The following is a 26393-nucleotide window of genomic DNA, read 5'->3' on the forward strand; positions in this document are numbered from 1 at the left end:
ATGTCGACACCCGATACCCGTGGCAAAAAGGTCCCACAATTCTCTTCTTTCAAGCCAGTGCCTGCGCCACAAAAGGTGGATGACTGCTGCTGCGAAGGAAGCTGCTCTACCCCACCGCCCGTATCCGATACCGTACAAGGTACCCGCTATTCCTGGAAAGTGGCGGGCATGGACTGTGCGGCCTGCGCCCGAAAAGTAGAGAATGCGGTCCGCCAGGTCAGCGGCGTCAACCAGGTCCAGGTTCTGTTCGCCACTGAAAAACTGGTAGTCGATGCCAGTTCCGATATCCGTCAGCAAGTTGAAAACGCGGTGCAGAAGGCAGGCTATACCCTGCGCGATGAGCACGCGTCGGACGCCGCTCCCGAGTCACGCTTTAAAGAGAACCTGCCGCTGATTTCGCTGATTATCATGATGGCGATTAGTTGGGGGCTGGAGCAGTTCAATCACCCCTTTGGTCAGATAGCGTTTATCGCCACCACGCTGGTTGGTCTGTATCCCATTGCCCTTCAGGCTCTGCGCCTGATGAAAACCGGCAGCTACTTTGCCATTGAAACGTTGATGAGCGTGGCCGCCATTGGCGCACTGTTTATCGGCGCTACGGCGGAAGCCGCCATGGTGCTGTTGCTGTTTTTAATTGGCGAACGCCTGGAAGGATGGGCCGCCAGCCGCGCCCGCAAAGGGGTCAGCGCGCTGATGGCGCTCAAACCGGAAACCGCCACACGCTTGCGTAACGGCGAGCGCGAAGAGGTGGCTATCAATACTCTCCGGCCTGGCGATGTTATTGAAGTTGCCGCAGGTGGACGTTTACCTGCCGACGGCAAACTGGTCTCTGGTTTTGCCAGCTTTGATGAAAGCGCCCTGACCGGCGAATCGATCCCCGTTGAACGCGCCACCGGCGAGAAAGTCCCGGCCGGCGCCACCAGCGTGGACCGTCTTGTAACGCTGGAAGTACTCTCCGAGCCGGGTGCCAGCGCCATTGATCGTATTCTGAAGCTGATTGAAGAAGCGGAAGAACGCCGTGCCCCCATTGAGCGCTTTATTGACCGTTTCAGCCGGATTTACACCCCGGCCATTATGGCGATTGCGCTGCTGGTCACCCTCGTACCGCCGCTGCTATTTGCCGCATCCTGGCAGGAGTGGATTTACAAAGGACTGACGCTGCTGCTGATTGGCTGTCCTTGCGCTCTGGTGATTTCAACACCCGCAGCCATTACTTCTGGTCTTGCCGCCGCGGCGCGTCGTGGCGCGTTAATCAAAGGCGGGGCCGCGCTGGAACAGTTGGGTAGAGTCACGCAGGTGGCGTTTGATAAAACCGGCACCCTGACCGTCGGTAAACCACGCGTCACGGCGATTCATCCGGCAAGCGGTATTGGTGAGGCTGAACTGCTGGCGTTGGCAGCGGCTGTAGAGCAGGGCGCGACGCACCCGCTGGCACAAGCGATTGTTCGGGAAGCACAAACGCGCGAGCTGACTATTCCTGTCGCAAAAGAGCAACGGGCGCTGGTTGGCTCTGGAATTGAAGCGCTGGTCAACGGCGAACGCGTGCTGATTTGCGCGGCCGGTAAGCAGCCTGCCGATGCCTTTGCCGGACAGATAAGCGAGCTGGAAAGCGCGGGCCAAACGGTGGTGCTGGTGCTGCGTAACGATACCGTTCTCGGCGTGCTGGCCCTACAGGACACGCTGCGAGACGACGCTCGCAGCGCCATCAGCGAGCTTAATCAGATTGGCGTGAAAGGGGTGATCCTGACCGGTGATAACCCACGTGCGGCCGCCGCCATTGCCGGTGAACTGGGCCTCGAATTCAAAGCGGGTCTTTTGCCGGAAGATAAGGTACAGGCCGTTACCCATCTTAACCAACAGTCGCCGCTGGCGATGGTCGGCGACGGCATCAACGACGCTCCGGCAATGAAAGCGGCCACAATGGGTATTGCGATGGGAAGCGGGACCGACGTCGCGCTGGAGACCGCCGATGCCGCCCTGACCCACAACCGTCTGCGTGGTCTGGTGCAAATGATTCAGCTGGCGCGCGCCACCCACGCCAATATTCGCCAGAACATTGCGATTGCGCTGGGCCTGAAGGGGATTTTTCTCGTTACCACGCTGCTCGGGATAACCGGGCTGTGGCTGGCGGTGCTGGCCGATACGGGGGCGACGGTACTGGTGACCGCTAACGCGCTGCGGTTATTGCGTAAAGGATAATGTGTGCGCCGGGTGCGGCGTTGCCTTATCCGTCCTGGAGGTTACACCGTCTTTGTAGGCCGGATAAGCGTTAGCGCCATCCGGCATAACAAGATTACTGGCCTTTGCGCACCAGATAGCGGTACGGCAGAGAGTCAGTCTCTTTGGCCACCAGCTCATGTTCCATAAAGGTACAAAAGCCGGGAATGTCACGGGTTGTTGCCGGATCGTCGGCGACAATCAGCAGCGTTTCACCCGCCTGCATGCCGCGCACGGTTTTACGTACCATCATTACGGGTTCCGGGCAGCGCAACCCCTGGGCATCAAGAGTATGGTCGGGAGAGGTAAACAGATCGCTCATCGTAGTCTCGTTCATTCAAAAACGGCGTTATTTTACGCTCTGTTGTGGCGTAAGCCAATCAGGTTAACGATTGCGTGAAAAACAACCATTGCAATGTGCTCTTAAAGCAGTATCATGCGACGGTTTTTTATTGGGTTCCCTCACCCCATCCAACAAAAAGGTCACAATATGACTCCGTTTACACAATCTCAGCGCGTAAAAGCGTTGTTTTGGCTATCGCTATTTCATCTGCTGGTGATCACCTCCAGCAACTATCTGGTGCAGCTCCCGATCTCCATTTTTGGTTTCCATACCACTTGGGGCGCTTTTAGCTTTCCGTTTATATTCCTCGCGACCGACCTGACCGTGCGTATTTTTGGCGCGCCGTTGGCACGTCGTATCATCTTTGCGGTCATGATCCCTGCGCTGCTGATCTCTTATGTCGTTTCATCCCTGTTCTATATGGGATCGTGGCAGGGCTTCGGCGCGTTGCTGCACTTTAATCTGTTTGTCGCCCGTATCGCCGCCGCCAGCTTTATGGCTTACGCGCTGGGACAAATTCTGGATGTGCATGTCTTCAACCGCCTGCGTCAGAACCGGCGCTGGTGGTTGGCGCCGACGGCTTCCACGCTGTTTGGCAACATCAGCGATACATTGGCCTTCTTCTTTATCGCCTTCTGGCGCAGCCCGGACGCCTTTATGGCCGAGCACTGGATGGAAATCGCGCTGGTCGATTACTGCTTCAAAGTGCTGATCAGCATTATTTTCTTCCTGCCAATGTATGGCGTACTGCTGAATATGTTACTGAAAAGGCTGGCAGATAAATCCGAAATCTCTGCATTGCAGACGAGTTAAAGGTTCATTTTCCGAGTTGTGATAAGATGAACGAATGAGCCGTTATGGCCGTTTATCGAAAGGAAGAAGTCAATGCGCAATCTGGTTAAATATGTCGGTATTGGCCTGCTGGTTATGGGGCTTGCGGCCTGTGATAATAGCGATACAAAAGCGCCAGCAGAGGGTGCTGCCGCGGAGAGTAGCGCCACCGGACAACCGGTCAGCCTGCTGGACGGCAAACTCAGTTTTTCCCTGCCTGCGGATATGACCGATCAGAGCGGCAAGCTGGGCACTCAGGCGAACAATATGCACGTATATTCTGACGCAACCGGCCAGAAAGCGGTGATTGTGATTGTTGGCGACAATACCAACGAAGATCTTGCCGTACTGGCAAAGCGCCTGGAAGATCAGCAGCGTAGCCGCGACCCGCAACTGCAGGTCGTCACCAATAAATCTATTGAGCTGAAAGGCCACACGCTGCAGCAGTTAGACAGCATCATCTCGGCCAAAGGTCAGACCGCTTACTCTTCCGTAGTGCTGGGTAAAGTGGACAACCAACTGCTGACTCTGCAAATCACGCTGCCTGCTGACGATCAGCAAAAAGCGCAGACGACCGCAGAAAATATCATTAACACGCTGGTTATCCAGTAACGGTTAAGACGATGACGCGGCCTCCGGTGACACCACCTGAGGCCGTTTTTTTAACCGCCAGGTCAGCAACAACGCCACCGCTACCAGCCCGGCTGCCGCCAGATAGATAACCGGCACGCCCGCCCACGTCATGACCAGCCCGGCCAGCGGCCCGGTAACCCCCAGTGATAAATCCATAAACACCGTGTAGGTCGCCAGCGCAGCGCCCTGATTTTGCTGCGGAACGGCTTTTACCGCCACCACGCCCAGCGCCGGGAAGACTAGCGAGAACCCAGCGCCGGCCAACAGAACACCGATTTTCGCCATCCACGGCATGGAAGCCATCCCGACCAGCAGCAGCCCAACAATCTCGACGCTAAAGCAGATCATTGCCACATTCAGTCCGCCTAAGCGGTTGATGCCGTTTGGGAACAGCAAACGCGTGCCCACAAACGTGCAGCTAAAAAGCGTCAGCGCGAATGCGGCGCCATCCCAGCCTTTGGCATCATAAAACAGGGTAATGAAGGTAGCGATTACCCCAAATCCAGCGGAGGCCAGGGCCAGCGCCATACCGTACAACCAGACGCGCCCAAGTACCGCGCGAAACGGCAATGGTTTGCCTTTACTGGCTTTCACCGCCGGACGAGGGAGCGCCAGCAGTATCGCCAGCAACGCCACGCCCATCACGGTCAGCGCCAGCCCCCGTAAGCCTCCCCAGGCATAAAACAGAACGCCCAGCGGAGCGCCTATCGCCATCGCGCCATAAGTCACGATGCCGTTCCACGAAATCACCCGTCCGATGTGCATTGAGCCAACAACCCCCACGCCCCACAGCGTAGAGCCGGTTCCGGCAAAGCTTTGCCCGATGCCAAGAATCACGCGCCCCAGGCATAGCAGCAGCAGACTGGCCAGCGGCCAGCCGTTCGTTGAGCCCGCCAGTAAATAGCCCAGCCCACTTAAAAAGCAGCCGCACAGCCCGAATACCACAATCTTCTTTGGTCCCAGCAGGTCGGCATAGCGACCTGCATGAGGACGGCTCAGCAGCGTAGCGAAATATTGCAGGCTGATGACCAGACCTGCCCAGAAAGCGCTAAATCCCATCACGTCATGGACGTAGCCAGGCAATACCGCGAGCGGCAGGCCGATGGTCAGGTAGCTGGCGAAATTAAACATCACCACAGAAACAATACGCAGATTCAGGCGTAAACCGCTAAGCGTCGGTTCAGCGACGGGTTCGGGCATGGAGGGTCACCACATTTTCACAACAGTGTTTCATTTCTACCATGTTGCAGACTATAAATCAGCAGCCAGTTTAGGAATAACAGACGCAAGCCAACCGCTACACTTAATGCAAAAACGCAAACAGGAAGAAAACATGACAACCGCTCAGCCCGATAAAACGGGTTTGCACATTTTGCTCAAACTGGCCGCTCTGGTGGTGATCCTCGCAGGTATCCATGCCGCGGCGGATATCATCGTACAACTTCTGCTGGCCCTCTTTTTTGCCATTGTATTGAATCCGTTAGTCACCTGGTTTATTCGTCGGGGAGTTCGTCGCCCGGTAGCCATTACGTTAGTGGTGGTGGTGATGCTGATCGTTCTTACGGCGTTGGTCGGCGTTCTGGCGTCGTCAATCACTGAATTCATGGACCTGCTGCCAAAATACAATAAGGAGCTGACGCGCAAAGTTCTGTATTTGCAAGAGATGGTGCCTTTTCTGAATCTGCATATGTCCCCAGAACGCATGCTGCAACGCATGGACTCCGACAAGCTGATGACCTTCACAACCACGCTGATGACAAGTCTATCCGGCGCCATGGCCAGCGTCGTCCTGCTGGTGATGACGGTGGTCTTTATGCTGTTTGAAGTGCGTCATGTCCCCTATAAACTGCGCTTTGCGCTGAACAACCCACAAATCCATATTGCAGGACTGCATCGGGCGTTAAAGGGTGTATCTCACTATCTGGCGCTGAAAACGTTGCTCAGCCTATGGACCGGCGCTATTGTCTGGCTGGGGCTGGCGCTGATGGGTATTCAGTTTGCTCTGATGTGGGGCGTACTGGCATTCCTGCTAAACTACGTGCCCAATATTGGCTCGGTCATTTCCGCCGTCCCGCCCATGATCCAGGCGCTGCTGTTCAACGGCGTTTACGAATGCGTGCTGGTTGGCGCGCTGTTTCTGGTGGTGCATATGGTGATTGGCAATATCCTCGAACCCCGCATGATGGGGCACCGGCTGGGATTATCGACGCTTATCGTCTTTCTCTCTTTGTTAGTGTGGGGATGGCTGCTTGGTCCGGTTGGTATGTTGCTCTCCGTGCCGTTAACCAGCGTGTGTAAAATCTGGATGGAAACGACCACAGGCGGCAGTAAGCTGGCAATTTTGCTGGGGCCCGGCAGGCCCAAAAGCCGATTACCGGGATAAACTTGCAAACGGCATGTGAAGAATGGTACACAACCCCATTATTACTAAAGGTTAGCCGTGATATGTACCGGATTGTTCTTGGGAAAGTTTCTGTTTTAAGCACTGGCGCGTTGCCTGCCGCACTGAGTAATCAGGCCCCGCAAGGTGCTCACCGTGCGCGCTGGCTGGCAGGTCGCGTGCTGCTTTCCCATGCGCTTTCGCCATTACCGGACATTGTCTACGGAGAACAAGGAAAACCGGCCTTTTCCGCCGACACGCTGCTGTGGTTCAATCTCAGCCACAGCGGCGATGATATCGCCCTGTTGCTCAGCGACGAAGGGGAAGTCGGCTGCGATATTGAAGTCGTGCGCCCGCGCGATAACTGGCAGACGCTGGCAAACACGGTGTTCAGTCTCGGAGAACATGCCGAAGTTGAGGCCGAACGCCCGGAGCAACAGTTGGCGGCGTTCTGGCGCATCTGGACGCGTAAAGAAGCTATTGTGAAACAGCGTGGCGGCAGCGCCTGGCAAATTGTCAGCGTCGATAGCACCGCACTAACCTCCTCACTCTCTGTCAGCCAGTGCCAACTCGACGCCCTGAGTCTGGCGGTCTGTACTCCCACGCCGTTTACCCTGACCGCAGACGCCGTGCAGCGTCTGTAACGCCCTCATTCCCGTGCGCCACCGCGCCATATCGTAAGGTTGAAATCGGATGCAACGTATCACCATTACCCTCGATGATGATTTACTGGAAACGCTCGACGGCCTGAGCCAGCGCCGTGGCTACAACAACCGTTCCGAAGCGATCCGCGATATTCTGCGCGGCGCACTGGCGCAGGAAACCACTCAGGAGCATGGCACTCAGGGCTTCGCGGTGCTCTCGTATGTTTATGAGCATGAGAAACGTGACCTGGCGAGCCGCATTGTTTCTACTCAACACCACCACCACGATTTATCGGTCGCCACGCTGCACGTGCACATCAACCATGACGACTGTCTGGAAATCGCCGTGCTGAAAGGCGACATGGGCGAGGTGCAGCATTTTGCCGATGACGTGATTTCCCAGCGCGGCGTGCGCCACGGTCATTTGCAGTGCCTGCCGAAAGAAGAGTAATTGCCTGTTTCGTTGCCGGATGGCGGCTGCGCCTTATCCGGCCTACGTCCGTTACCGTCTGTAGGTCGGGCAAGCGAAGCGCCCCCGGCAATGATGAGCAAACCAGCTAGCAACTATGCCTGTTTGAGACTTTTGCTGAGCGTTTCGATGATCCATGTATTGACTGATACCTGTTCTTCCGCTGCCGCAAAACTTAAACGTTCTCCGAAAGACTCTGGATAGCGCAGAGTAAATGTCTTCAGCTTTTCCGGGTTTGCGTAAGGTTCTATCCCTGCGGCAGAGCAATCATCAAGATACTCTCGTAAGGAGATCTCTCCCTCTTTTTGCAGCCCCTGAATGCTGTCAGAGACAAAATCACAATAGCCTGACAATCCCAGGAACTTACCGCGAAACGCATTAAGCTCAGGGACATAATTAATCACCGCAGGTTGACCGGCGATTTCCATTGAGTTTGGCGTTTTGGGTTTGATCATGGTTTTACCCCTATACTTGTTAACCAGTCACGTACGTTTTCGACCGCGCCTTTATCTGTATCCGGAGAAGGATGTGGTCTATGAAAACTCGCAATGCTCTTATTTAAAAGAAATTTACACCGTGAGCCTCGTCCTTCTTTGATTTCGCCACCTAACGCCTTGATCAGTGACTCAATTTCCGACCACTTGATTCCCTGCGGCGTCGGTGCTTTAAAAAGCTGATCCAGCGTGTTCTTTTGCTTTTTGCGTAAAGACAACACTTTTTCCTTCATCGCATGTCCTTATGACTTCATCCTTTGAAGTCATATTATAACAGCACACAATGCAGTCAAGATATGAAGCCAACCAATTACGCCATCGTACCAATCGTCTTTCGAAAGCGTAGTAGCGCTATCAGGAAAAACGCGCAGCCGATCGCCAGCAGCGTCAGAAACTGCGGCCAGACGATGCTAAACCCGGCTCCGCGATAAAGTATCGCCTGCGCGAGACTGACGAAATGGGTAGTCGGCATCGACAACATAATGTCCTGCACCGCCTGCGGCATACTTTCACGCGGAGTGGAGCCGCCGGAGAGCATCTGTAACGGCAGCAGCACCAGAATCATCAGCAGCCCCAGTTGCGGCATAGAACGTGCCAGCGTGCCCATAAAAATGCCGATCGAGGTGGTGGCGAACAGGCTCAGCGCCACGCCCAGCATAAACAGCGGTATTGAGCCTTCAATCGGTACCCCGAGCACGCCTTTTACCATCAGCATCAGCGACAGACCGGAAACCACCAGCACCACCAGCCCCATCGACCAGATTTTTGCCATCATGATCTCAAACGGCGTCACCGGCATCACCAGCAGATGCTCAATGGTTCCGTGCTCGCGCTCGCGAATCAGCGCCGACCCGGTAAGCACGATCGCCAGCATGGTGATGTTGTTGATAATCGCCATTACCGCGCCAAATCGAGCAGGCTCCAGATTAGGGTTAAAGCGCATGCGCATTTCCAACGCCACCGGCGGCTCGCTGTTATCACGGTAACGTGCCACAAAGCTGTTCACCTCGCCGCTGATGATATTCTGGATATAGCTGTTGCCGGTAAAGGCCTGGCTCATCCGAGTGGCATCGACGTTCACCTGTATATCCGGTTGTCGTCCGGCCAGAACATCACGCTGAAAATCAGGCGGAATGTTCACGGCGAAGGTGTAGCGTCCGGCATCCAGCCCGGCATCCATCTCATCGGCAGTAATCATCTCCGGAGGTAAAAACCACGGGCGATAAAAGCTGTTCACAATCCGATTCGACAACTGCGACTGGTCCATATCGGCAATGGCAATCGGCGCCAGATGCAGCGAACCCGGGAGGACGGTCGCGGAAGAGTAAACCGAAATCGTGAAAGCGAAGACGATCAGCGTCAGCATCGCTTTGTCACCCAGCAAACTGCGTAACTCTTTGATGCCGAGGTTATAAATATTGCGTAATCGGCGCATCACCCCTCCTGTTTTTTCAGCAGTAATACGCTCAGACCAATCACCACCGGAATGGCCACCGCCAGCGGAATAAACAGCGGCCAGAGATCGGTCAGATCCAACGCTTTAGAGAACGTCCCACGCGCGATAGTCAGAAAATGGCTGGTCGGGTAAATTTCACCAATCCACCGTCCTGGCCCTTCCAGCGAAGCGACCGGGTCGATCATCCCGGAAAACTGCGTCGCCGGGATCAGCGTTATAATCGCCGTACCAAAAATGGCGGCGATCTGGCTTTTCATAAACGTAGAGATTAATAAGCCCAGCCCGGTGGCAATGGTGACGTACAGCAGCGCGGCCAGCGCCAGGGTCACAAAGCTCCCCTTATGCGGGACGCCGAACACAAACACCGACAGCGCGCACAGCAGCAAGAAGTTCAGCATGCCCAGCACGATGTAAGGCAACTGTTTGCCGAGTAAAAACTCGCTGCGGGTCGTGGGCGTAACGTACAGGTTGATAATCGACCCCAGCTCTTTCTCACGTACTACGCTGAGGGCGCTGAGCATGGAAGGGATCATCATCAATAGCAGTGGGATCACCGCCGGAACAATCGCCGGCAGACTTTTCACATCCGGGTTGTAACGATAGCGAGTTTCAATGGTCATCAATCCGTTTTGCCCACTGGCATTGGGTTGACGCGCCATCACATCCTGCAGCCAGGTCTGGTGCATCGCCTGCACATAGCCCCTGACCGTTTCAGCACGGCTCGGCATTGCGCCATCGATCCAGACGCCAATCTTCACCGGTGTTCCGCGCGCAATATCGCGGCCAAAATTTGGCGGGATTTCAATTGCTACCGCGACTTCGCCCGAACGCATCCGTTTGTCCAGCTCGTCATAACTGGCGAGAGGCGGCTGCTCGATAAAATAGCGCGAGCCCGCCAGATTCAGCGTCCACGCCTGGCTGCTGACGGTCTGGTCACGATCGAGCACCGAAAACCGCAGGTTTTCCACATCCATGCTAATGCCATAGCCCATGATAAGCATCAGGATCACCGTGCCCATCAGCGCCAGCGTTGAACGAACCGGGTCACGCCGCAGCTCCAGCGCTTCGCGGCGGCTGTAGCTGAACAAGCGCCGCAGGCTAAAACCCTGCCGCGGCGGGTTATTGTTTTCATGCACTGCCGGAACATTGGCTGGCGCTAACTGAGCTTCCGGCGCCGGACCAGCCGCTTCCTGTAACCAGGAGATAAACGCCTCTTCCAGACTGGCGGCGCCGCGCTGTTTCACCAGCTCCTGCGGCGTGCCGCTGGCCAGTACTTTTCCGGCGTGCATCAGCGACATCCTGTCACAGCGCTCCGCTTCGTTCATAAAGTGGGTGGAGATAAAAATGGTCACTTTGTCCTGGCGCGACAGATCAACCATCAGTTGCCAGAACATGTCCCTCGCCACCGGATCGACCCCGGAGGTCGGTTCATCGAGAATCAACATCTCCGGGCGATGGATAACCGCCACCGCCAGCGACAGGCGTTGACGGATCCCCAACGGCAGCGCGCCGGGCAACGCGTCTTCGACATCGGTCAGCGAAAAGCGCTCGCTCATCTCCTGTATCCGCCCCGGAATTTCTGCTTCGGGGATATGGAACAGCCGCGCGTGTAGTTCGAGGTTTTGCCGGACGGTCAGCTCGCTGTAGAGCGAAAACGCCTGTGACATATAGCCTACCCGGCGGCGGGTATCGATATTTTTCGGGTCAACCGCTTGCCCAAACAGCCACGCCTCGCCCTCGCTTGCGGGCAGCAGCCCGGTGAGCATTTTCATGGTAGTGGATTTACCGCAGCCGTTAGAGCCGAGAAAACCGAAGATTTCCCCGCGCGGAATACGGAAGTTAACGTGGTCCACCGCCACAAATTTACCGAAGCGCATGGTCAGGTCTTTCGCCTCGATGGCAATCTCTTCCTGCTCAGCGTGATACGGCGGGATCACCACCGGTTTATGCGCCTGGCGCTGGGCTTCGGGTAACAGCGCGATAAATGCCTGCTCCAGCGTGTCGCTGGCGGTTTGTTCACGGAGCTGCTGCGCGCTCCCGGTGGCTAACACCTCCCCGGCGTTCATCGCCACCAGCCAGTCAAAGCGCTCGGCTTCTTCCATGTAGGCGGTGGCAACCAGCACGCTCATGTTGGTCTGTCGCTGGCGGATGCTGTTAATCAGATCCCAGAACTGGGCGCGGGACAGCGGGTCGACCCCGGTGGTGGGTTCATCAAGAATCAACAGTTCCGGGTCGTGGATTAACGCGCAGCACAGCCCCAGCTTTTGCTTCATGCCGCCCGAGAGTTTCCCGGCAGGACGATCGCGAAACGGCGCCAGTCCGGTGCTGTTCAGCAGCTCGGTAATCCGTGCTTCGCGCTCCGCTTTGTCATGACCAAACAGCCGGGCAAAGAAATCGACGTTCTCATACACTGACAGCGTGTGGTACAGGTTTTTCCCCAGCCCCTGCGGCATCCAGGCAATTCGCGGGCAGACATCCCGGCGATGCTTCGGGTCGCGCATATCGCCGCCCAGTACCCTCACGTTGCCGTGTTCAATAACCCGAGCCCCGGATATGAGAGACAGCAGGCTCGATTTTCCGACGCCATCCGGACCAATCAGCCCCACCATGCAGCGGGCGGGGATATCCAGCGTGATATTGTTCAGCGCTACCGTTTTCCCGTAATGCTGACTCACGCCGTCAAGGTGCGCCACGGGAGGAACGGGAACCAGCGCCAGATGTGTCATTGCGGCAACCTCACCACCAGGTCGTCAGGCCAGGCGCGATTTTCATCAACACGCACCCACGCCATACCCGGCAGACCGGTTTTCACGTACTCAAGATGCTGCTGTAACAACTCTGGCGGGATACGCGCTTTGACGCGAAACATCAGCTTCAGCCGTTCATCGCTGGTTTCGACCGTTTTCGGCGTGAACTGCGCCACGCTTGCCACAAAGCTGATGGTTGCCGGAATACGCAAATCCGGTGCGGCATCCAGCACCAGGCGCGCTTCACCGCCAATCTTCAGTAAGCCAGCCTGCTCGGTAGGCAAGAAGAACGTCATGTAGACATCGCTGAGATCGACCATATTCAGCACGCGCCCGCCCGCAGAAAGTACCTCGCCCGGTTCGGCTACGCGGTACTGCACGCGACCATCGCGCGGGGCTTTCAGCTCGCTGTCATCAATATCAGCCGCTATACGACGTTCGGTGGCTTGCGCGGCTTCTACACGGGTTTGCGCCTGAATAATGCTGGTGCGAGCGGCTTCAATGGCGGCTTTTGCCGCAGAGACCTGCGCCTTTGCGGATTCCAGCGCAGCGCGTGCGCTTTCTGCCGCAGCCCGATCGTCATCCAGTTGTTGCTCAGATACAGCCCCACGCTGGGATAGAGAACGAGAACGCACGTGGCGTTTAGAGACCGACTGCAGTTCCGCCTCGCGCTGTTTGACCACCGACTGCGCGGCGCGCATTTCACTTTGCCGCTGTTCTAACAGCGCCCGCGCCGCCGCCACCGCGCTTTCAGCTTCCTTGATTTGGGCGACCGCTTCCAGCCGCTGCTCCTGCAGCACACGGGTATCCATTTTCGCCAGCACTTCGCCCTGACGAACGAATTGCCCTTCTGACACGAGGATCGTGTCAATTCGTCCGGCAATCTTGGTGGCAATATCCACTTCCGTGGCCTCAATTCTGCCGTTGCTGGCTGCGAACCCTTCCGGTATTCCGGCAGGGCGGAGCATCCACCACGCTATCGCGGCCACCACGACCAGGAGGCCCGCGCCCCACCACATCAAATGACGCTTCAACTTATCCATATTCGACCCGCCGTAATCCCTGTTTTCAAACGATGCGTGTCACAAAGCCCACTAAATAGCTATTCAGCGGGAGATTCCATCCGGGATGAGAAGGAATGAGAAACAATGGCCAGAGAGCGGACAGGCGCTAAGGCAACCTGCGCCGCGCAGGAAGTGAATGACGAAAGTGCTGTGAGATCGGGTAGTAATGTTGTCATCATCAGCGTTCCTGGCCGGAAATGAAACACGCATACTCATAACTGCTGTCTATTGAATACTAACACCTGGATTCAATATGTCTATTCGGTTGTAGCACGGATGTTGCAGGCAAAAAATCGTGCCCGGCAATCCATTTGCCGGACAAACGTTTTTCTTAGAAGGTTTGCTGGATGACTAATGTAACGCACTGAAAGTACCATTTTTTGTATGGCGTCCAGAACGTTATTTCTGGCTCTGGAACGCCTTAAGATCCCTCTTCCTCTGCCCGCGCTCCATTGCCCAGGGAAATAAACTCTTCCAGCAGCATGGTAAGTTGCTGCATTTTTTCGACGGTAAAATCGGCTTCTATCAGGCGATAGGCCTCTTCCACCTGGACCTGCGCACTTTCATAAAGTTTTGAACCGGCCGGGGTTAGAGAAACGTACAGCTTGCGCTGATCGTTAACTGGCTTGAGGCGCAGAACCAGGCCATCGCGTTCCATGCGGGTCAGGATGCCCGTCAGACTCGGGCGTAAAATACAGGCGCGAAAAGCCAGATCGTGAAAATCCATCGACGGGTTTTCGGCAAGGATACGCACGATACGCCATTGCTGTTCGGTAAGATTGTGGCGTTTAACGATCGGGCGAAAGTGGGCCATCGCCGCTTCCCGCGCCTGTAGTAGCGCGATAGTTAATGAATCATGCATGACTGACCTCTGAATCACACCTTCATTTGTTAATAAGTTAATAATTAGCGTTAATCACACCAGAACGCAACCGGTTTCTGTCTCTGAAAAGTACAGGTCGAGATAAGAAGATAATCTTATATATTGATTTATAAGAAATAAAAACGAAATCTGTAAATTTATTGTTAATAAGATCACAAATCATTCACTTCTGTTTGCCAAACCTTTCTGCAAAGCATAAAAAATGATCATTAATATGTTAATGAAATGATCGTATCCGAAATCAGAATCAGAGGAGTGGTGAATGAAAGGTACCATCTTCGCCGTGGCGCTTAACCACCGCAGCCAGCTCGATGCCTGGCGCGAAGCGTTCCAACAGGCCCCCTACAAAACGCCGCCAAAGACCGCGGTGTGGTTTATCAAACCGCGTAATACCGTTATCGGCAACGGAGATAGCATCCCCTTCCCGCAGGGTGAAACCGTGCTAAGCGGAGGGACTGTGGCTCTGATCGTCGGTAAAACCGCCCGTAAAGTAACTGCAGAAAAAGCGGTTGCTTACATTGCCGGATATGCGCTGGCTAACGACGTAAGCCTGCCGGAAGAGAGCTTCTATCGCCCGGCAATCAAAGCCAAATGCCGCGATGGCTTCTGCCCGATTGGCGCACTTTCTACGCTCAGCGACGTCGATAACCTGACCATTATCACCGAAATCAATGGTCGGGAAGCTGACAGTTGGAACACTGTTGATCTCCAGCGCTCCGCCGCCGAGTTGCTAAGCGCCCTGAGTGAATTCGCGACCCTCAACCCTGGCGACGCCATTCTGATCGGCACCCCGCACAACCGCGTAACCCTGCGACCAGGCGATCGCGTACGTATTCTTGCCGCAGGCCTCCTGCCGCTGGAAAACCCGGTGGTTACCGAAGGAGAACTGGCATGAAACAAGCACGTATTGAGTGGCTGGGACAACAACACGACGTTCAGATTGATGAACGCGAGCAGGTTCGCCTGGCTGACGGCAGACTGCTAAAAGAAGGCGAATTTCGTTGGCTGCCGCCCGCCGACGGCACGCTGTTCGCGCTGGGTCTGAACTACGCCGATCACGCCAGCGAGCTGGAGTTTAAGCCGCCCACCGAACCGCTGGTGTTTATCAAAGCGCCAAACACCTTTATCGGCCACCAGCAGGAATCGGTACGCCCGGATAACGTTGAGTACATGCACTACGAAGCCGAACTGGTGGTGGTGATCGGCAAAACCGCGCGTAAGGTCGCCGAAGCCGACGCCATGGAGTACGTAGCCGGATACACCGTCTGCAACGACTACGCCGTCCGCGACTATCTGGAAAACTACTATCGCCCCAATCTGCGGGTAAAAAGCCGCGACACTCTGACGCCAATAGGCCCCTGCATCGTCGACAAAGCGGATATTCCTGACCCGCACACCCTGGCCCTGCGCACCTGGGTCAACGGCGAACTGCGCCAGCAGGGCACCACCGCCGATCTAATCTTCAGCATCCCGTTCCTGATCGCTTATCTGAGCGAGTTTATGACCCTGCAACCGGGCGACATGATCGCCACTGGTACGCCAAAAGGGCTGTCAGACGTGGTGCCGGGCGATGAAGTGATCGTCGAAGTGGAAGGCGTCGGCCGTCTGGTCAACCGCATCATCAGTCAGCAGGCATATGAGGAGAAGCTGTCATGAAAAAGATTAACCATTGGATCAACGGCAAAAACGTCGCGGCTACGGAGTATTTTCACACCACCAACCCGGCAACCGGTGAAGTGCTGGCGGAAGTGGCCTCCGGCGGTGCCGACGAAGTGAATCAGGCGGTGGCGGCAGCGAAGGAAGCGTTCCCTAAATGGGCCAATCTGCCGATGAAAGAGCGTGCACGCCTGATGCGCCGTCTGGGCGACCTGATCGACCAGAACGTCCCTGAAATTGCCGCCATGGAGACCGCCGACACCGGCCTGCCGATCCACCAGACCAAAAACGTGCTGATCCCTCGCGCGTCGCATAACTTCGAATTTTTCGCCGAAGTGTGCCAGCAGATGAATGGCAAGACCTATCCGGTCGACGACAAGATGCTCAACTACACCCTCGTACAGCCGGTCGGCGTTTGTGCACTGGTGTCGCCGTGGAATGTGCCGTTTATGACCGCCACCTGGAAAGTCGCGCCGTGCCTGGCGCTGGGCAATACCGCTGTGCTGAAGATGTCCGAGCTTTCGCCACTGACTGCCGATCGTCTGGGTGAACTGGCGTTAGAAGCAGGCATTCCGGCAGGCGTATTGAACGTGGTTCAGGGCTACGGCGCAACGGCAGGCGATGCGCTGGTACGCCACCACGACGTACGCGCGGTGTCGTTTACCGGCGGTACCGCCACCGGGCGCAATATCATGAAAAATGCCGGGCTGAAAAAATACTCCATGGAACTTGGCGGTAAATCACCGGTGCTAATTTTTGAAGATGCCGATATTGAACGTGCTCTTGATGCCGCGCTGTTTACCATCTTCTCGATCAACGGCGAACGCTGCACCGCTGGCTCGCGCATTTTTATCCAGCAGAGCATCTACCCCGAATTCGTCAAAAGCTTTGCTGAACGCGCCAACCGCCTGCGCGTCGGCGACCCAGCCGACTTGAACACTCAGGTAGGCGCGCTGATTAGCCAACAGCACTGGGAGAAAGTCACCGGTTATATCCGCCTCGGCATTGAAGAAGGGGCGACCCTGCTGGCGGGCGGCCCGGATAAACCCGCCGACCTGCCTGCACATCTGAAAAGCGGCAACTTCCTGCGCCCAACGGTGCTGGCGGATGTCGACAACCGCATGCGTGTCGCGCAGGAAGAGATATTTGGCCCGGTAGCCTGTCTGCTGCCGTTTAAAGACGAGGCGGAAGGTCTGCGCCTGGCCAACGATGTGGAGTACGGCCTCGCCTCTTATATCTGGACCCAGGACATCAGCAAAGTGCTGCGCCTGGCACGCGGCATCGAAGCCGGAATGGTGTTCGTCAATACGCAGAACGTCCGCGATCTGCGTCAGCCGTTTGGCGGAGTGAAGGCTTCTGGTACAGGCCGTGAAGGCGGCGAATACAGCTTTGAAGTGTTCGCCGAAATGAAAAACGTCTGCATCTCGATGGGCGACCATCCGATCCCAAAATGGGGAGTCTGATATGGGAAAGTTAGCTTTAGCTGCAAAAATTACACACGTTCCGTCGATGTATCTCTCTGAACTGCCGGGGAAAAACCACGGCTGTCGTCAGTCAGCCATCGATGGACATAAAGAGATAAGCAAACGCTGCCGCGAAATGGGCGTCGATACCATCATTGTGTTCGACACCCACTGGCTGGTCAACAGCGCCTACCACATCAACTGTAGCCCCCATTTTGAGGGGAACTACACCAGCCACGAACTGCCGCACTTTATTCGCGACATGGCCTACCGCTACGAGGGAAACCCGGAGCTGGGCCAATCAATCGCCGATGAAGCCGTCAAACTGGGTGTGCGTGCTCAGGCACACAATATTCCCAGCCTGACACTGGAATACGGCACTCTGGTACCGATGCGTTATATGAACGAAGACAACCACTTCAAAGTCGTTTCCATCTCAGCATTCTGTACCGTGCATGACTTCGCGGACAGTCGCAAGCTGGGTGAAGCAATTCTTAAAGCTATCGAGAAATACGACGGCACCGTGGCGGTCCTGGCCAGCGGCTCACTGTCGCACCGCTTTATCGACGATCAGCGTGCGGAAGAAGGCATGAACAGCTACACCCGCGAGTTCGACCATCAGATGGACGAGCGGGTCGTGAAGCTGTGGCGTGAAGGTAAGTTCAAAGAGTTCTGCACCATGCTGCCGGAGTACGCCAACTACTGCTACGGCGAGGGCAACATGCACGACACGGTGATGCTGCTCGGCATGCTGGGCTGGGATAAATATGACGGCAACGTTGAATTTATCACCGAGCTTTTCGCCAGTTCCGGCACCGGCCAGGTCAACGCCGTCTTCCCGCTGCCTGAGCAGGTTTAAGGAGTTCAGAATGCCGCACTTTATTGCCGAGTGTACCGACAACATCCGCGAACAGGCCGATTTACCGGGTCTGTTCGGCAAAGTGAACGAAGCGCTGGCGGCGACCGGTATCTTTCCCATCGGCGGCATTCGCAGTCGCGCCATCTGGCTGGATACCTGGCAGATGGCCGACGGCCAGCATGATTATGCCTTCGTGCATATGACGCTGAAAATCGGCTCCGGGCGTAGCCTGGAGAGCCGTCAGGACGTGGGTGAGATGTTGTTTGCGCTGATTAAGGCCCATTTCGCCACGCTGATGGAGAGCCGCTATCTGGCACTGTCGTTCGAAATCCAGGAGTTGCACCCGACGCTGAATTACAAACAGAACAACGTGCACGCGTTATTTAAATAATGTGCAAATTGCCCGGTGGCGCTGTGCTTACCGGGCCTACACCGGCCATGAATTGTAGGCCGGATAAGCGAAGCGCCATCCGGCAATGCAATGCCACAGGAACCACTATGCTCGATAAACATACCCATACTCTGATCGCCGAGCGTCTAAACCAGGCGGAAAAACAGCGCGAACAGATCCGCGCTATTTCGCTGGATCACCCGACGATCACCATCGAAGACGCCTACGCCGTTCAGCGCGAATGGGTAAAAATGAAAATCGCCGAGGGCCGCGTCCTTAAAGGCCACAAAATCGGTCTGACCTCCAAAGCGATGCAGGCCAGCTCGCAGATTAGCGAACCGGATTACGGCGCGCTGCTGGACGATATGTTTTTCCACGATGGCGGCGATATTCCTACCGACCGCTTTATCGTCCCGCGCATCGAAGTGGAGCTGGCCTTCGTGCTGGCCAAACCGCTGCGCGGCCCGAACTGCACCCTGTTCGACGTCTACAACGCTACCGACTATGTGATTCCGGCGCTGGAGCTTATCGATGCCCGCTGCCACAACATCGACCCGGAGACCCAGCGCCCGCGCAAGGTCTTCGACACCATCTCCGATAACGCCGCCAACGCCGGGGTGATCCTCGGCGGTCGCCCCATCAAACCCGACGAACTGGATCTGCGCTGGATCTCCGCCCTGCTCTATCGCAACGGCGTGATCGAAGAGACTGGCGTGGCTGCAGGGGTACTCAATCACCCAGCCAACGGCGTGGCCTGGCTGGCGAACAAGCTTGCGCCGTATGACGTCCAACTGGAAGCCGGGCAGATTATTCTCGGTGGCTCCTTTACCCGTCCGGTTCCGGCGCGCAAGGGCGACACCTTCCACGTTGACTACGGCAACATGGGCGCGATTAGCTGCCGGTTTGTTTAGGAGAAACATGATGAATAACGCCTTTAAAGATGCCTTAAAAGCCGGTCGCCCACAGATTGGCCTATGGCTTGGACTCACCAGCAGCTACAGCGCAGAGCTACTGGCCGGGGCTGGGTTCGACTGGCTGTTAATTGACGGAGAGCATGCGCCGAACAGCGTGCAAACGATACTGACCCAACTGCAGGCGATCGCCCCTTACCCCAGCCAACCTGTGGTGCGACCATCATGGAACGACCCGGTGCAAATTAAACAATTGCTGGATGTGGGTGCGCAGACTCTGCTGGTGCCGATGGTACAAAACGCTGACGAAGCGCGACTGGCAGTGAAGGCCACCCGCTACCCGCCCGCAGGTATTCGCGGCGTAGGTAGCGCGCTCGCCCGCGCCTCACGCTGGAACCGCATCCCCGAATATATCCATCAGGCCAACGACGCAATGTGCGTGCTGGTGCAAATTGAAACCCGCGAAGCGCTAAAAAATCTGCCACAGATCCTCGACGTTGAGGGCGTGGACGGCGTGTTCATCGGCCCGGCCGATCTCAGTGCTGATATGGGATTTGGCGGCAATCCGCAGCACCCGGAGGTGCAGGCTGCCATCGAACAGGCCATCGCGCAAATTCGTGCAGCCGGTAAAGCGCCGGGGATCCTGATGGCTAACGAACAGTTGGCGAAACGTTATCTGGCGCTAGGCGCACTGTTCGTTGCCGTCGGCGTTGATACCACTCTGCTGGCCCGTGGCGCAGAAGCGCTGGCGGCGCGGTTTGGGGGGGAAATAAACGCGCCGGGTTCACCAGGCGTCTACTAATGCCCGGTAAGCGCAGCGCTACCGGGCAAAATAGCCGTACCCTACAAAATTCCCATTAGAGGAAAATGACAATGAGCGATACATCATCTGCCATCCCGGAAAAGTTCGATCCGGCTAACCAGCACAAACAGCTGACGGCGCAGCAGCAGTCAGTTATCAACAAACTGTTCCGTCGACTGATCGTATTTTTGTTCGTACTCTTTATCTTTTCATTTTTAGACAGGATCAATATCGGCTTTGCCGGACTGACCATGGGGCAGGATCTGGGACTGAACGCCACCATGTTCGGCCTTGCCACCACCCTGTTTTACGTTACCTACGTGATTTTTGGCATACCCAGCAACGTGATGCTCAGCATCGTCGGCGCTCGCCGCTGGATTGCCACCATCATGGTGCTATGGGGCATCGCCTCTACCGCCACCATGTTCGCCACCGGGCCGAACAGCCTCTACATCCTGCGGATGCTGGTGGGGATTACCGAGGCCGGTTTCCTGCCCGGCATCCTGTTGTATTTGACCTTCTGGTTCCCGGCCTTTTTCCGCGCCCGCGCCAACGCGCTGTTTATGATTGCTATGCCTGTGACTACCGCGCTGGGGTCGATCGTTTCTGGATATATTCTGTCTATGGACGGCATGCTTAACCTGCGCGGCTGGCAATGGTTGTTCTTGCTGGAGGGCTTCCCGTCGGTGCTGCTCGGCGTTATGGTCTGGTTCTGGCTCGATGATTCACCGTCGAAGGCCAAATGGCTGACGGCAGAAGACAAAAAGTGCCTGCAGGAGATGATGGATAACGATCGCCTCACGCTGGTACAGCCGGAAGGCGCGATCAGCCATCACGCCATGCAACAACGCAGCCTGTGGCGGGAAGTATTTACGCCGATTGTGCTGATGTACACCCTGGCCTACTTCTGCCTGACGAATACACTCAGTGCGATCAGTATCTGGACGCCGCAGATCCTTAAAAGCTTTAACGAAAGCAGCAGCAACATCACTATCGGCCTGCTGGCGGCAATCCCGCAGATTTGTACCATTCTCGGAATGATCTACTGGAGCCGTCACTCTGATAAACATCGAGAGCGTAAGCATCATACCGCTCTACCTTTTCTGTTTGCCGCTGCAGGCTGGCTGCTGGCTTCAGCCACCGATCACAACCTAATCCAACTACTGGGGATCGTGATGGCCTCCACCGGCTCCTTTAGCGCCATGGCCATCTTTTGGACCACCCCGGATCAGTCGATCAGCCTACGCGCCAGAGCGATCGGTATCGCGGTGATCAACGCCACCGGCAATATCGGATCAGCAGTAAGCCCATTAATGATCGGCTGGCTGAAAGATATTACTGGCAGCTTTAGCAGTGGTCTGTGGTTTGTTGCCACCCTGTTGGTCATTGGCGCGGTGATTATCTGGGCTATTCCGATGAAAGGATCGCGTCCTCGCGCGACGCCGTAAGGAGCCGCTATGTGTCAGAGCTCTATCGCCAATATCGATATCAACAAAGAGTACGATGAGAGTCTGGGAACGGAAGATGTGCATTATCAGTCGTTTGCCCGCATGGCTGAGTTCTTTGGCCGCGATATGCAGGCGCACCGTCACGACCAATATTTTCAGATGCACTTTCTTGATACCGGGCAGATTGAGCTGCAGCTTGACGAGAGTCGTTATTCAGTACAGGCACCGCTGTTCGTTCTGACACCGCCGTCGGTGCCGCACGCCTTTATCACTGAGTCTGATAGTGATGGGCACGTACTGACGGTGCGGGAGGATTTGGTCTGGCCGCTGTTGGAGGTACTTTATCCCGGCACACGGGAAGCCTTCGGCCTGCCGGGTATCTGCCTGTCGCTGGTCGATAAGCCCGAAGAACTGGAGGCACTAACGCACTACTGGCGGCTGATTCAACGTGAGTCGACCTCGCAATTACCGGGACGTGAACACACACTGATGCTATTGGCGCAGGCGGTGTTCACCCTACTACTACGGAATGCGAAGCTTGACGATCATGCCGCCAGCGGGATACGCGGCGAGCTAAGGCTGTTTCAACGTTTTAACCAGCTAATCGATAACCACTATCACCAGCACTGGACGGTGCCGGACTACGCCTACGAGCTGCATCTGACCGAATCCAGACTGACCGATATCTGTCGCCGCTTCGCTAACCGCCCACCAAAAAGGCTAATTTTCGACAGGCAGTTGCGCGAAGCCAAGCGGCTATTGCTGTTTTCCGACAGCGCGATCAACGAAATAGCCTGGCAATTGGGTTTTAAGGACCCAGCCTATTTCGCTCGCTTCTTTAACCGCTTAGTCGGCTGCTCACCGAGCGCGTTCAGACTGAAGAAAGTGCCCGTGTCGTGACTCTGCTTACCCTTTCATTCTAAATGACGTCTGGATCACAGAACGTTATCTCACCTGAAAAGTACCCACAGATGACCTAAAAGTCTCTTCACGAAAACCTTGTTAACCGCTTCAATTGAACAACAAAAACAAAACATAAATTTAACATCACAATCCGATTAATACTGAAGAGGTCCCCTATGAAACCTGAAAATTTCCGTGCAGACGCTAAACGCCCGTTAACTGGTGAAGAGTATTTGAAGAGCTTGCAGGACGGCCGCGAAATCTATATTTACGGTGAGCGTGTTAAAGACGTGACTACGCATCCAGCTTTTCGCAACGCAGCCGCTTCTGTCGCCCAAATGTACGATGCGCTGCACAAACCCGAACTGCAGGACACCTTGTGCTGGGGTACCGACACCGGCAGCGGCGGCTATACCCACAAGTTTTTCCGCGTCGCGAGAAGTGCCGATGACCTGCGCCAGCAGCGCGATGCCATCGCCGAATGGTCGCGCCTGAGCTACGGCTGGATGGGGCGTACTCCGGACTACAAAGCCGCGTTTGGCTGTGCGCTGGGTGCTAACCCAGAATTTTATGGTCAGTTTGAGCAGAACGCCCGCGACTGGTACACCCGCATTCAGGAAACCGGCCTGTACTTTAACCACGCCATCGTCAATCCACCGATCGACCGCCATAAGCCAGCGGATGAAGTGAAAGACGTCTATATCAAGCTCGAGAAAGAGACCGATGCCGGGATTATCGTCAGCGGTGCAAAAGTGGTGGCGACCAACTCTGCGCTGACCCACTACAACATGATTGGCTTCGGCTCCGCGCAGGTGATGGGCGAAAACCCGGACTTCGCGCTGATGTTCGTCGCGCCGATGGATGCCGAAGGGGTCAAACTTATCTCGCGCGCCTCCTACGAACTGGTCGCCGGAGCAACCGGATCGCCATACGATTATCCGCTCTCCAGTCGCTTCGACGAAAACGATGCGATCCTGGTCATGGATAACGTGCTGATCCCGTGGGAAAACGTGCTGATTTACCGCGACTTTGACCGCTGCCGCCGCTGGACGATGGAAGGTGGCTTCGCCCGTATGTATCCGCTGCAGGCCTGCGTACGTCTGGCGGTGAAGCTCGACTTTATCACAGCCCTGCTGAAGCGCTCGCTGGAGTGCACCGGTACCCTGGAGTTCCGCGGCGTACAGGCCGAGCTTGGCGAAGTCGTGGCCTGGCGCAATATGTTCTGGGCGCTGAGCGACTCAATGTGCGCTGAAGCAACGCCGTGGGTCAACGGGGCATATCTACCGGATCACGCCGCGCTGCAAACCTATCGCGTGATGGCGCCGATGGCTTACGCCAAAATCAAAAATATTATCGAGCGCAGCGTCACCAGCGGCCTGATCTATCTGCCGTCCAGCGCACGCGATCTCAATAACCCGCAAATCAACGAATATCTGGCGAAATACGTACGCGGATCGAACGGTATGGATCACGTCGAGCGCATCAAGATCCTCAAACTAATGTGGGACGCCATCGGCAGCGAATTTGGTGGCCGCCACGAGCTGTATGAAATCAACTACTCCGGTAGCCAGGACGAAATCCGCCTGCAGTGTCTGCGCCAGGCACAGAGCTCCGGCAACATGGACAAAATGATGGCGATGGTCGATCGCTGCCTGTCCGAGTACGACCAAAATGGCTGGACGGTTCCACATTTGCACAACAATTCCGATATCAACATGCTGGATAAGCTGCTGAAGTAACCAGCAGCGGGAGGTCACAATGCAATTAGATGAACAACGTCTGCGTTTTCGCGATGCCATGGCCAGTCTGTCGGCCGCCGTTAACGTCATCACCACCGAAGGCGAAGCGGGCCGCTGCGGGATCACCGCTACGGCAGTCTGTTCGGTGACCGACTCGCCACCGTCGGTGATGGTCTGTATCAACGCCAATAGCGCGATGAACCCGGTGTTTCAGGGCAACGGCAAGCTCTGTATCAACGTGTTGAACCACGAGCAGGAAGTGATGGCCCGCCATTTCGCCGGGATGACAGGCATGGCTATGGAAGATCGCTTCAACCTTTCATGCTGGCAGAAAGGCGCGCAAGGCCAACCGGTACTGAAAGGATCGCTGGCAAGCCTCGAGGGTGAGATTAATCAAGTGCAGACTATCGGCAGCCATTTGGTCTATCTGGTCGAAATCAAGAACATTACCCTCAGCCAGCAAGGCCACGGGCTGATTTACTTCAAGCGCCGTTTCCATCCGGTGATGATGGAAATGGAAGTGGTCGCGTAGTGATCATATAGGGTTTACCTGGCCGCAAACCGGGTAAACCCTAAGTGAGGTTCTGTTCCCGCTAACGGCCTGAATAACGATAGCGATTGAGCACACTGCTAATTGATTCCATTCATAAAATGCTGACTTCTTGCTGGCAAAATCTACTGTGTTTTTACCCCAGAAGCTAAATCCTGTGCGCACGCCCAGGCGCTCGACCACGCCCACTGGAAGTTATAGCCGCCCAACCAACCGGTGACGTCCATAACTTCGCCGATAAAATACAGCCCCGGCACTTTGCGCGCTTCCATCGTGCGCGATGACAGCTCGTTGGTATCGACGCCACCTAACGTGACTTCAGCGGTACGATACCCTTCCGTACCGTTCGGCTGCACCCGCCACTCGGTCAGCGTTTCAACCAGCGTTTGCTGATCGCGTACGTTAAGCTGCTTCAGCGAGACATCCGGAATTTGCCCTAACTGCTGTAAGCATTCCACCAGACGCTTTGGCAACTGCATCGCTAACGTGTTCTTTAAGCTTTGATTAGGGTGTGCGCTTCGTTGGTCATCGAGGAAGCCCGCGAGGTCAACATCCGGCAACAAATTAATGCTGACAAATTCACCTGGCTGCCAAAAACTGGAAATCTGCAGCACGGCCGGACCAGAAAGCCCGCGGTGCGTAAAGAGCAGGTTTTCACGAAATACGGTGCCGTCCTCGGCGGTGATAACGGAGGAAACCGATACGCCAGAGAGCACCTGAAGCTGCTCCAGTAGCGGCTTATGTAAAGTGAACGGCACCAGACCTGCGCGGGTCGGCAACACGTTCAGGCCGAACTGTTCGGCAATTTTATAGCCAAACGGCGTTGCGCCCAGACCCGGCATAGAGAGGCCACCGGAGGCGATAACCAGCTTTTTCGTGCCGACAGTCATCCCATTCAATTCCAGGATAAAATCGTCACCATCGCGCTCAACGCTCAGGACTTCGCTACGTAACCGCATAGTTACGTTACCTTTTTCACACTCGTCCACCAGCATATCGACAATTTGTTGGGCGGAATCGTCGCAGAAAAGCTGACCTAGCGTTTTTTCATGCCAGGCAATGCCGTGCTTGCCCACCAGATCGATAAAATCCCACTGCGTATAACGCGCCAGCGCCGATTTGCAAAAATGCGGGTTTTGGCTCAAATACGCGGCCGGTTCGACATAAAGATTAGTAAAGTTGCAGCGGCCCCCGCCAGACATGAGAATCTTGCGCCCTGGCTTTTTACCATTATCGATCAGCAGTACGCGACTACCTGCTTGTCCTGCCTGCGCGGCACAAAACATACCCGCTGCGCCAGCGCCTATAATAACGGTATCAAACCTTTCCACGTTGCGATCCTCTCTAAAAAGCGGGAGTGAATTGTAAAGATTCCTCAGTGGTCGCACCAGCACCAAACTACCGATAAAGGGTATTTATCTGAAATATATAGGATAATTCTTTAGTGGTGTAAAACAAAGCAGGAGACAAATCAAAAAAACTCTATATTTCACTTTGCCCGCGCCGCCAA

General features: G+C 55.7%; 26 protein-coding genes. 17 read left to right on the top strand and 9 right to left on the bottom strand.

Going from position 1 to position 26393, the window contains the following annotated elements; genetic code table 11:
• A complete protein-coding gene (gene zntA / locus OGV94_RS22065) occupies positions 1 to 2199 on the top strand; it encodes a Zn(II)/Cd(II)/Pb(II) translocating P-type ATPase ZntA (protein WP_286524404.1) in 2199 nt (732 codons plus the stop codon).
• A gap of 94 nt (positions 2200 to 2293) precedes the next feature.
• On the opposite strand, the gene tusA is transcribed toward zntA, so the two are convergent.
• Positions 2294 to 2539, bottom strand: a complete 246-nt coding sequence (gene tusA, locus OGV94_RS22070) for a sulfurtransferase TusA (RefSeq protein ID WP_003827551.1) — start codon at positions 2537 to 2539, stop codon at positions 2294 to 2296.
• A 168-nt stretch (positions 2540 to 2707) separates the two neighbouring features.
• On the opposite strand from tusA, the gene OGV94_RS22075 reads away from it, so the two are divergent.
• Entirely contained in the window at positions 2708 to 3373 is a 666-nt protein-coding gene (locus OGV94_RS22075) for a 7-cyano-7-deazaguanine/7-aminomethyl-7-deazaguanine transporter (RefSeq protein WP_019078120.1), read from the top strand.
• A gap of 72 nt (positions 3374 to 3445) precedes the next feature.
• Positions 3446 to 4003 (top strand): DcrB family lipoprotein, encoded by a 558-nt coding sequence (locus OGV94_RS22080; RefSeq protein ID WP_016154847.1) that lies wholly within the window; start codon positions 3446 to 3448, stop codon positions 4001 to 4003.
• 3 nt (positions 4004 to 4006) lie between these two features.
• Here the strand turns inward: OGV94_RS22080 and OGV94_RS22085 are convergent, their stop codons facing one another.
• Positions 4007 to 5224 carry an MFS transporter gene (locus tag OGV94_RS22085; protein WP_047408076.1) on the bottom strand — a complete coding sequence of 406 codons (1218 nt, stop codon included), beginning with the start codon at positions 5222 to 5224 and terminating at the stop codon, positions 4007 to 4009.
• A 133-nt stretch (positions 5225 to 5357) separates the two neighbouring features.
• Here OGV94_RS22085 and OGV94_RS22090 point away from each other — a divergent pair, with 133 nt between their 5' ends.
• The 3 genes from OGV94_RS22090 to nikR all read left to right on the top strand — a co-directional run bounded on the left by OGV94_RS22090 (position 5358) and on the right by nikR (position 7499).
• Positions 5358 to 6407: an AI-2E family transporter gene (locus OGV94_RS22090; protein WP_043018840.1), complete on the top strand. Its 1050-nt coding sequence runs from the start codon at positions 5358 to 5360 to the stop codon at positions 6405 to 6407.
• 62 nt (positions 6408 to 6469) lie between these two features.
• A complete protein-coding gene (gene acpT, locus OGV94_RS22095) occupies positions 6470 to 7048 on the top strand; it encodes a 4'-phosphopantetheinyl transferase AcpT (RefSeq protein ID WP_075145525.1) in 579 nt (192 codons plus the stop codon).
• 49 nt (positions 7049 to 7097) lie between these two features.
• The gene (gene nikR / locus OGV94_RS22100) at positions 7098 to 7499 is read left to right on the top strand and encodes a nickel-responsive transcriptional regulator NikR (RefSeq protein ID WP_043018621.1); all 402 of its coding nucleotides are present in this window, start codon (positions 7098 to 7100) and stop codon (positions 7497 to 7499) included.
• Positions 7500 to 7612: 113 nt separating this feature from the next.
• Here nikR and OGV94_RS22105 read toward each other — a convergent pair whose 3' ends face one another.
• From OGV94_RS22105 to hpaR, 6 genes are all read right to left on the bottom strand, one after another.
• Entirely contained in the window at positions 7613 to 7972 is a 360-nt protein-coding gene (locus OGV94_RS22105; RefSeq protein ID WP_003837808.1) for a type II toxin-antitoxin system HicB family antitoxin, read from the bottom strand.
• Positions 7969 to 8244 carry a type II toxin-antitoxin system HicA family toxin gene (locus tag OGV94_RS22110; protein WP_003837806.1) on the bottom strand — a complete coding sequence of 92 codons (276 nt, stop codon included), beginning with the start codon at positions 8242 to 8244 and terminating at the stop codon, positions 7969 to 7971. The genes OGV94_RS22105 and OGV94_RS22110 overlap by 4 nt, the downstream gene beginning before the upstream one ends.
• Positions 8245 to 8321: 77 nt before the next feature.
• Positions 8322 to 9446, bottom strand: coding sequence for an ABC transporter permease (locus OGV94_RS22115; RefSeq protein ID WP_286524407.1), 1125 nt, complete (start codon positions 9444 to 9446; stop codon positions 8322 to 8324).
• On the bottom strand, positions 9446 to 12193 hold the full coding sequence (gene rbbA, locus OGV94_RS22120; protein ID WP_043018623.1) for a ribosome-associated ATPase/putative transporter RbbA: 2748 nt from the start codon (positions 12191 to 12193) through the stop codon (positions 9446 to 9448). The genes OGV94_RS22115 and rbbA overlap by 1 nt, the downstream gene beginning before the upstream one ends.
• On the bottom strand, positions 12190 to 13257 hold the full coding sequence (locus OGV94_RS22125) for an HlyD family secretion protein (RefSeq protein WP_043018624.1): 1068 nt from the start codon (positions 13255 to 13257) through the stop codon (positions 12190 to 12192). Before OGV94_RS22125 ends, rbbA begins: the two co-directional genes overlap by 4 nt.
• Positions 13258 to 13699: 442 nt before the next feature.
• Entirely contained in the window at positions 13700 to 14140 is a 441-nt protein-coding gene (gene hpaR, locus OGV94_RS22130) for a homoprotocatechuate degradation operon regulator HpaR (protein WP_043018625.1), read from the bottom strand.
• A 283-nt stretch (positions 14141 to 14423) separates the two neighbouring features.
• On the opposite strand from hpaR, the gene OGV94_RS22135 reads away from it, so the two are divergent.
• The 11 genes from OGV94_RS22135 to OGV94_RS22185 all read left to right on the top strand — a co-directional run bounded on the left by OGV94_RS22135 (position 14424) and on the right by OGV94_RS22185 (position 24865).
• On the top strand, positions 14424 to 15056 hold the full coding sequence (locus OGV94_RS22135) for a fumarylacetoacetate hydrolase family protein (RefSeq protein WP_043018626.1): 633 nt from the start codon (positions 14424 to 14426) through the stop codon (positions 15054 to 15056).
• Positions 15053 to 15817: a fumarylacetoacetate hydrolase family protein gene (locus tag OGV94_RS22140; RefSeq protein WP_100193716.1), complete on the top strand. Its 765-nt coding sequence runs from the start codon at positions 15053 to 15055 to the stop codon at positions 15815 to 15817. The genes OGV94_RS22135 and OGV94_RS22140 overlap by 4 nt, the downstream gene beginning before the upstream one ends.
• The gene (gene hpaE / locus OGV94_RS22145; protein WP_286524410.1) at positions 15814 to 17280 is read left to right on the top strand and encodes a 5-carboxymethyl-2-hydroxymuconate semialdehyde dehydrogenase; all 1467 of its coding nucleotides are present in this window, start codon (positions 15814 to 15816) and stop codon (positions 17278 to 17280) included. Before OGV94_RS22140 ends, hpaE begins: the two co-directional genes overlap by 4 nt.
• Before the next feature lies 1 nt (position 17281).
• On the top strand, positions 17282 to 18139 hold the full coding sequence (gene hpaD, locus OGV94_RS22150) for a 3,4-dihydroxyphenylacetate 2,3-dioxygenase (protein WP_075145523.1): 858 nt from the start codon (positions 17282 to 17284) through the stop codon (positions 18137 to 18139).
• A 10-nt stretch (positions 18140 to 18149) separates the two neighbouring features.
• Positions 18150 to 18530 (top strand): 5-carboxymethyl-2-hydroxymuconate Delta-isomerase, encoded by a 381-nt coding sequence (locus OGV94_RS22155; protein ID WP_047408060.1) that lies wholly within the window; start codon positions 18150 to 18152, stop codon positions 18528 to 18530.
• 107 nt (positions 18531 to 18637) lie between these two features.
• Entirely contained in the window at positions 18638 to 19441 is an 804-nt protein-coding gene (gene hpaH / locus OGV94_RS22160) for a 2-oxo-hept-4-ene-1,7-dioate hydratase (protein WP_100193717.1), read from the top strand.
• A 10-nt stretch (positions 19442 to 19451) separates the two neighbouring features.
• Positions 19452 to 20243 (top strand): 4-hydroxy-2-oxoheptanedioate aldolase, encoded by a 792-nt coding sequence (gene hpaI / locus OGV94_RS22165; RefSeq protein ID WP_043018632.1) that lies wholly within the window; start codon positions 19452 to 19454, stop codon positions 20241 to 20243.
• Between the two features lie 71 nt (positions 20244 to 20314).
• A complete protein-coding gene (gene hpaX / locus OGV94_RS22170) occupies positions 20315 to 21691 on the top strand; it encodes a 4-hydroxyphenylacetate permease (RefSeq protein ID WP_286514308.1) in 1377 nt (458 codons plus the stop codon).
• A 9-nt stretch (positions 21692 to 21700) separates the two neighbouring features.
• Complete coding sequence (gene hpaA / locus OGV94_RS22175; RefSeq protein WP_286524413.1) at positions 21701 to 22591, top strand: 4-hydroxyphenylacetate catabolism regulatory protein HpaA; 891 nt, start codon at positions 21701 to 21703, stop codon at positions 22589 to 22591.
• Between the two features lie 179 nt (positions 22592 to 22770).
• Positions 22771 to 24333, top strand: a complete 1563-nt coding sequence (hpaB, locus tag OGV94_RS22180; RefSeq protein WP_087050786.1) for a 4-hydroxyphenylacetate 3-monooxygenase, oxygenase component — start codon at positions 22771 to 22773, stop codon at positions 24331 to 24333.
• A gap of 19 nt (positions 24334 to 24352) precedes the next feature.
• Positions 24353 to 24865, top strand: coding sequence for a 4-hydroxyphenylacetate 3-monooxygenase reductase subunit (locus tag OGV94_RS22185; RefSeq protein ID WP_043018636.1), 513 nt, complete (start codon positions 24353 to 24355; stop codon positions 24863 to 24865).
• 143 nt (positions 24866 to 25008) lie between these two features.
• On the opposite strand, the gene OGV94_RS22190 is transcribed toward OGV94_RS22185, so the two are convergent.
• Positions 25009 to 26214 carry a BaiN/RdsA family NAD(P)/FAD-dependent oxidoreductase gene (locus OGV94_RS22190; RefSeq protein WP_043018637.1) on the bottom strand — a complete coding sequence of 402 codons (1206 nt, stop codon included), beginning with the start codon at positions 26212 to 26214 and terminating at the stop codon, positions 25009 to 25011.
• Positions 26215 to 26393: the final 179 nt, after the last annotated feature.

Origin of the sequence: Citrobacter sp. Ce006 (assembly GCF_030336535.1) — a bacterium.
In the GTDB taxonomy this organism is placed as follows: Bacteria; Pseudomonadota; Gammaproteobacteria; order Enterobacterales; family Enterobacteriaceae; genus Citrobacter; species Citrobacter europaeus.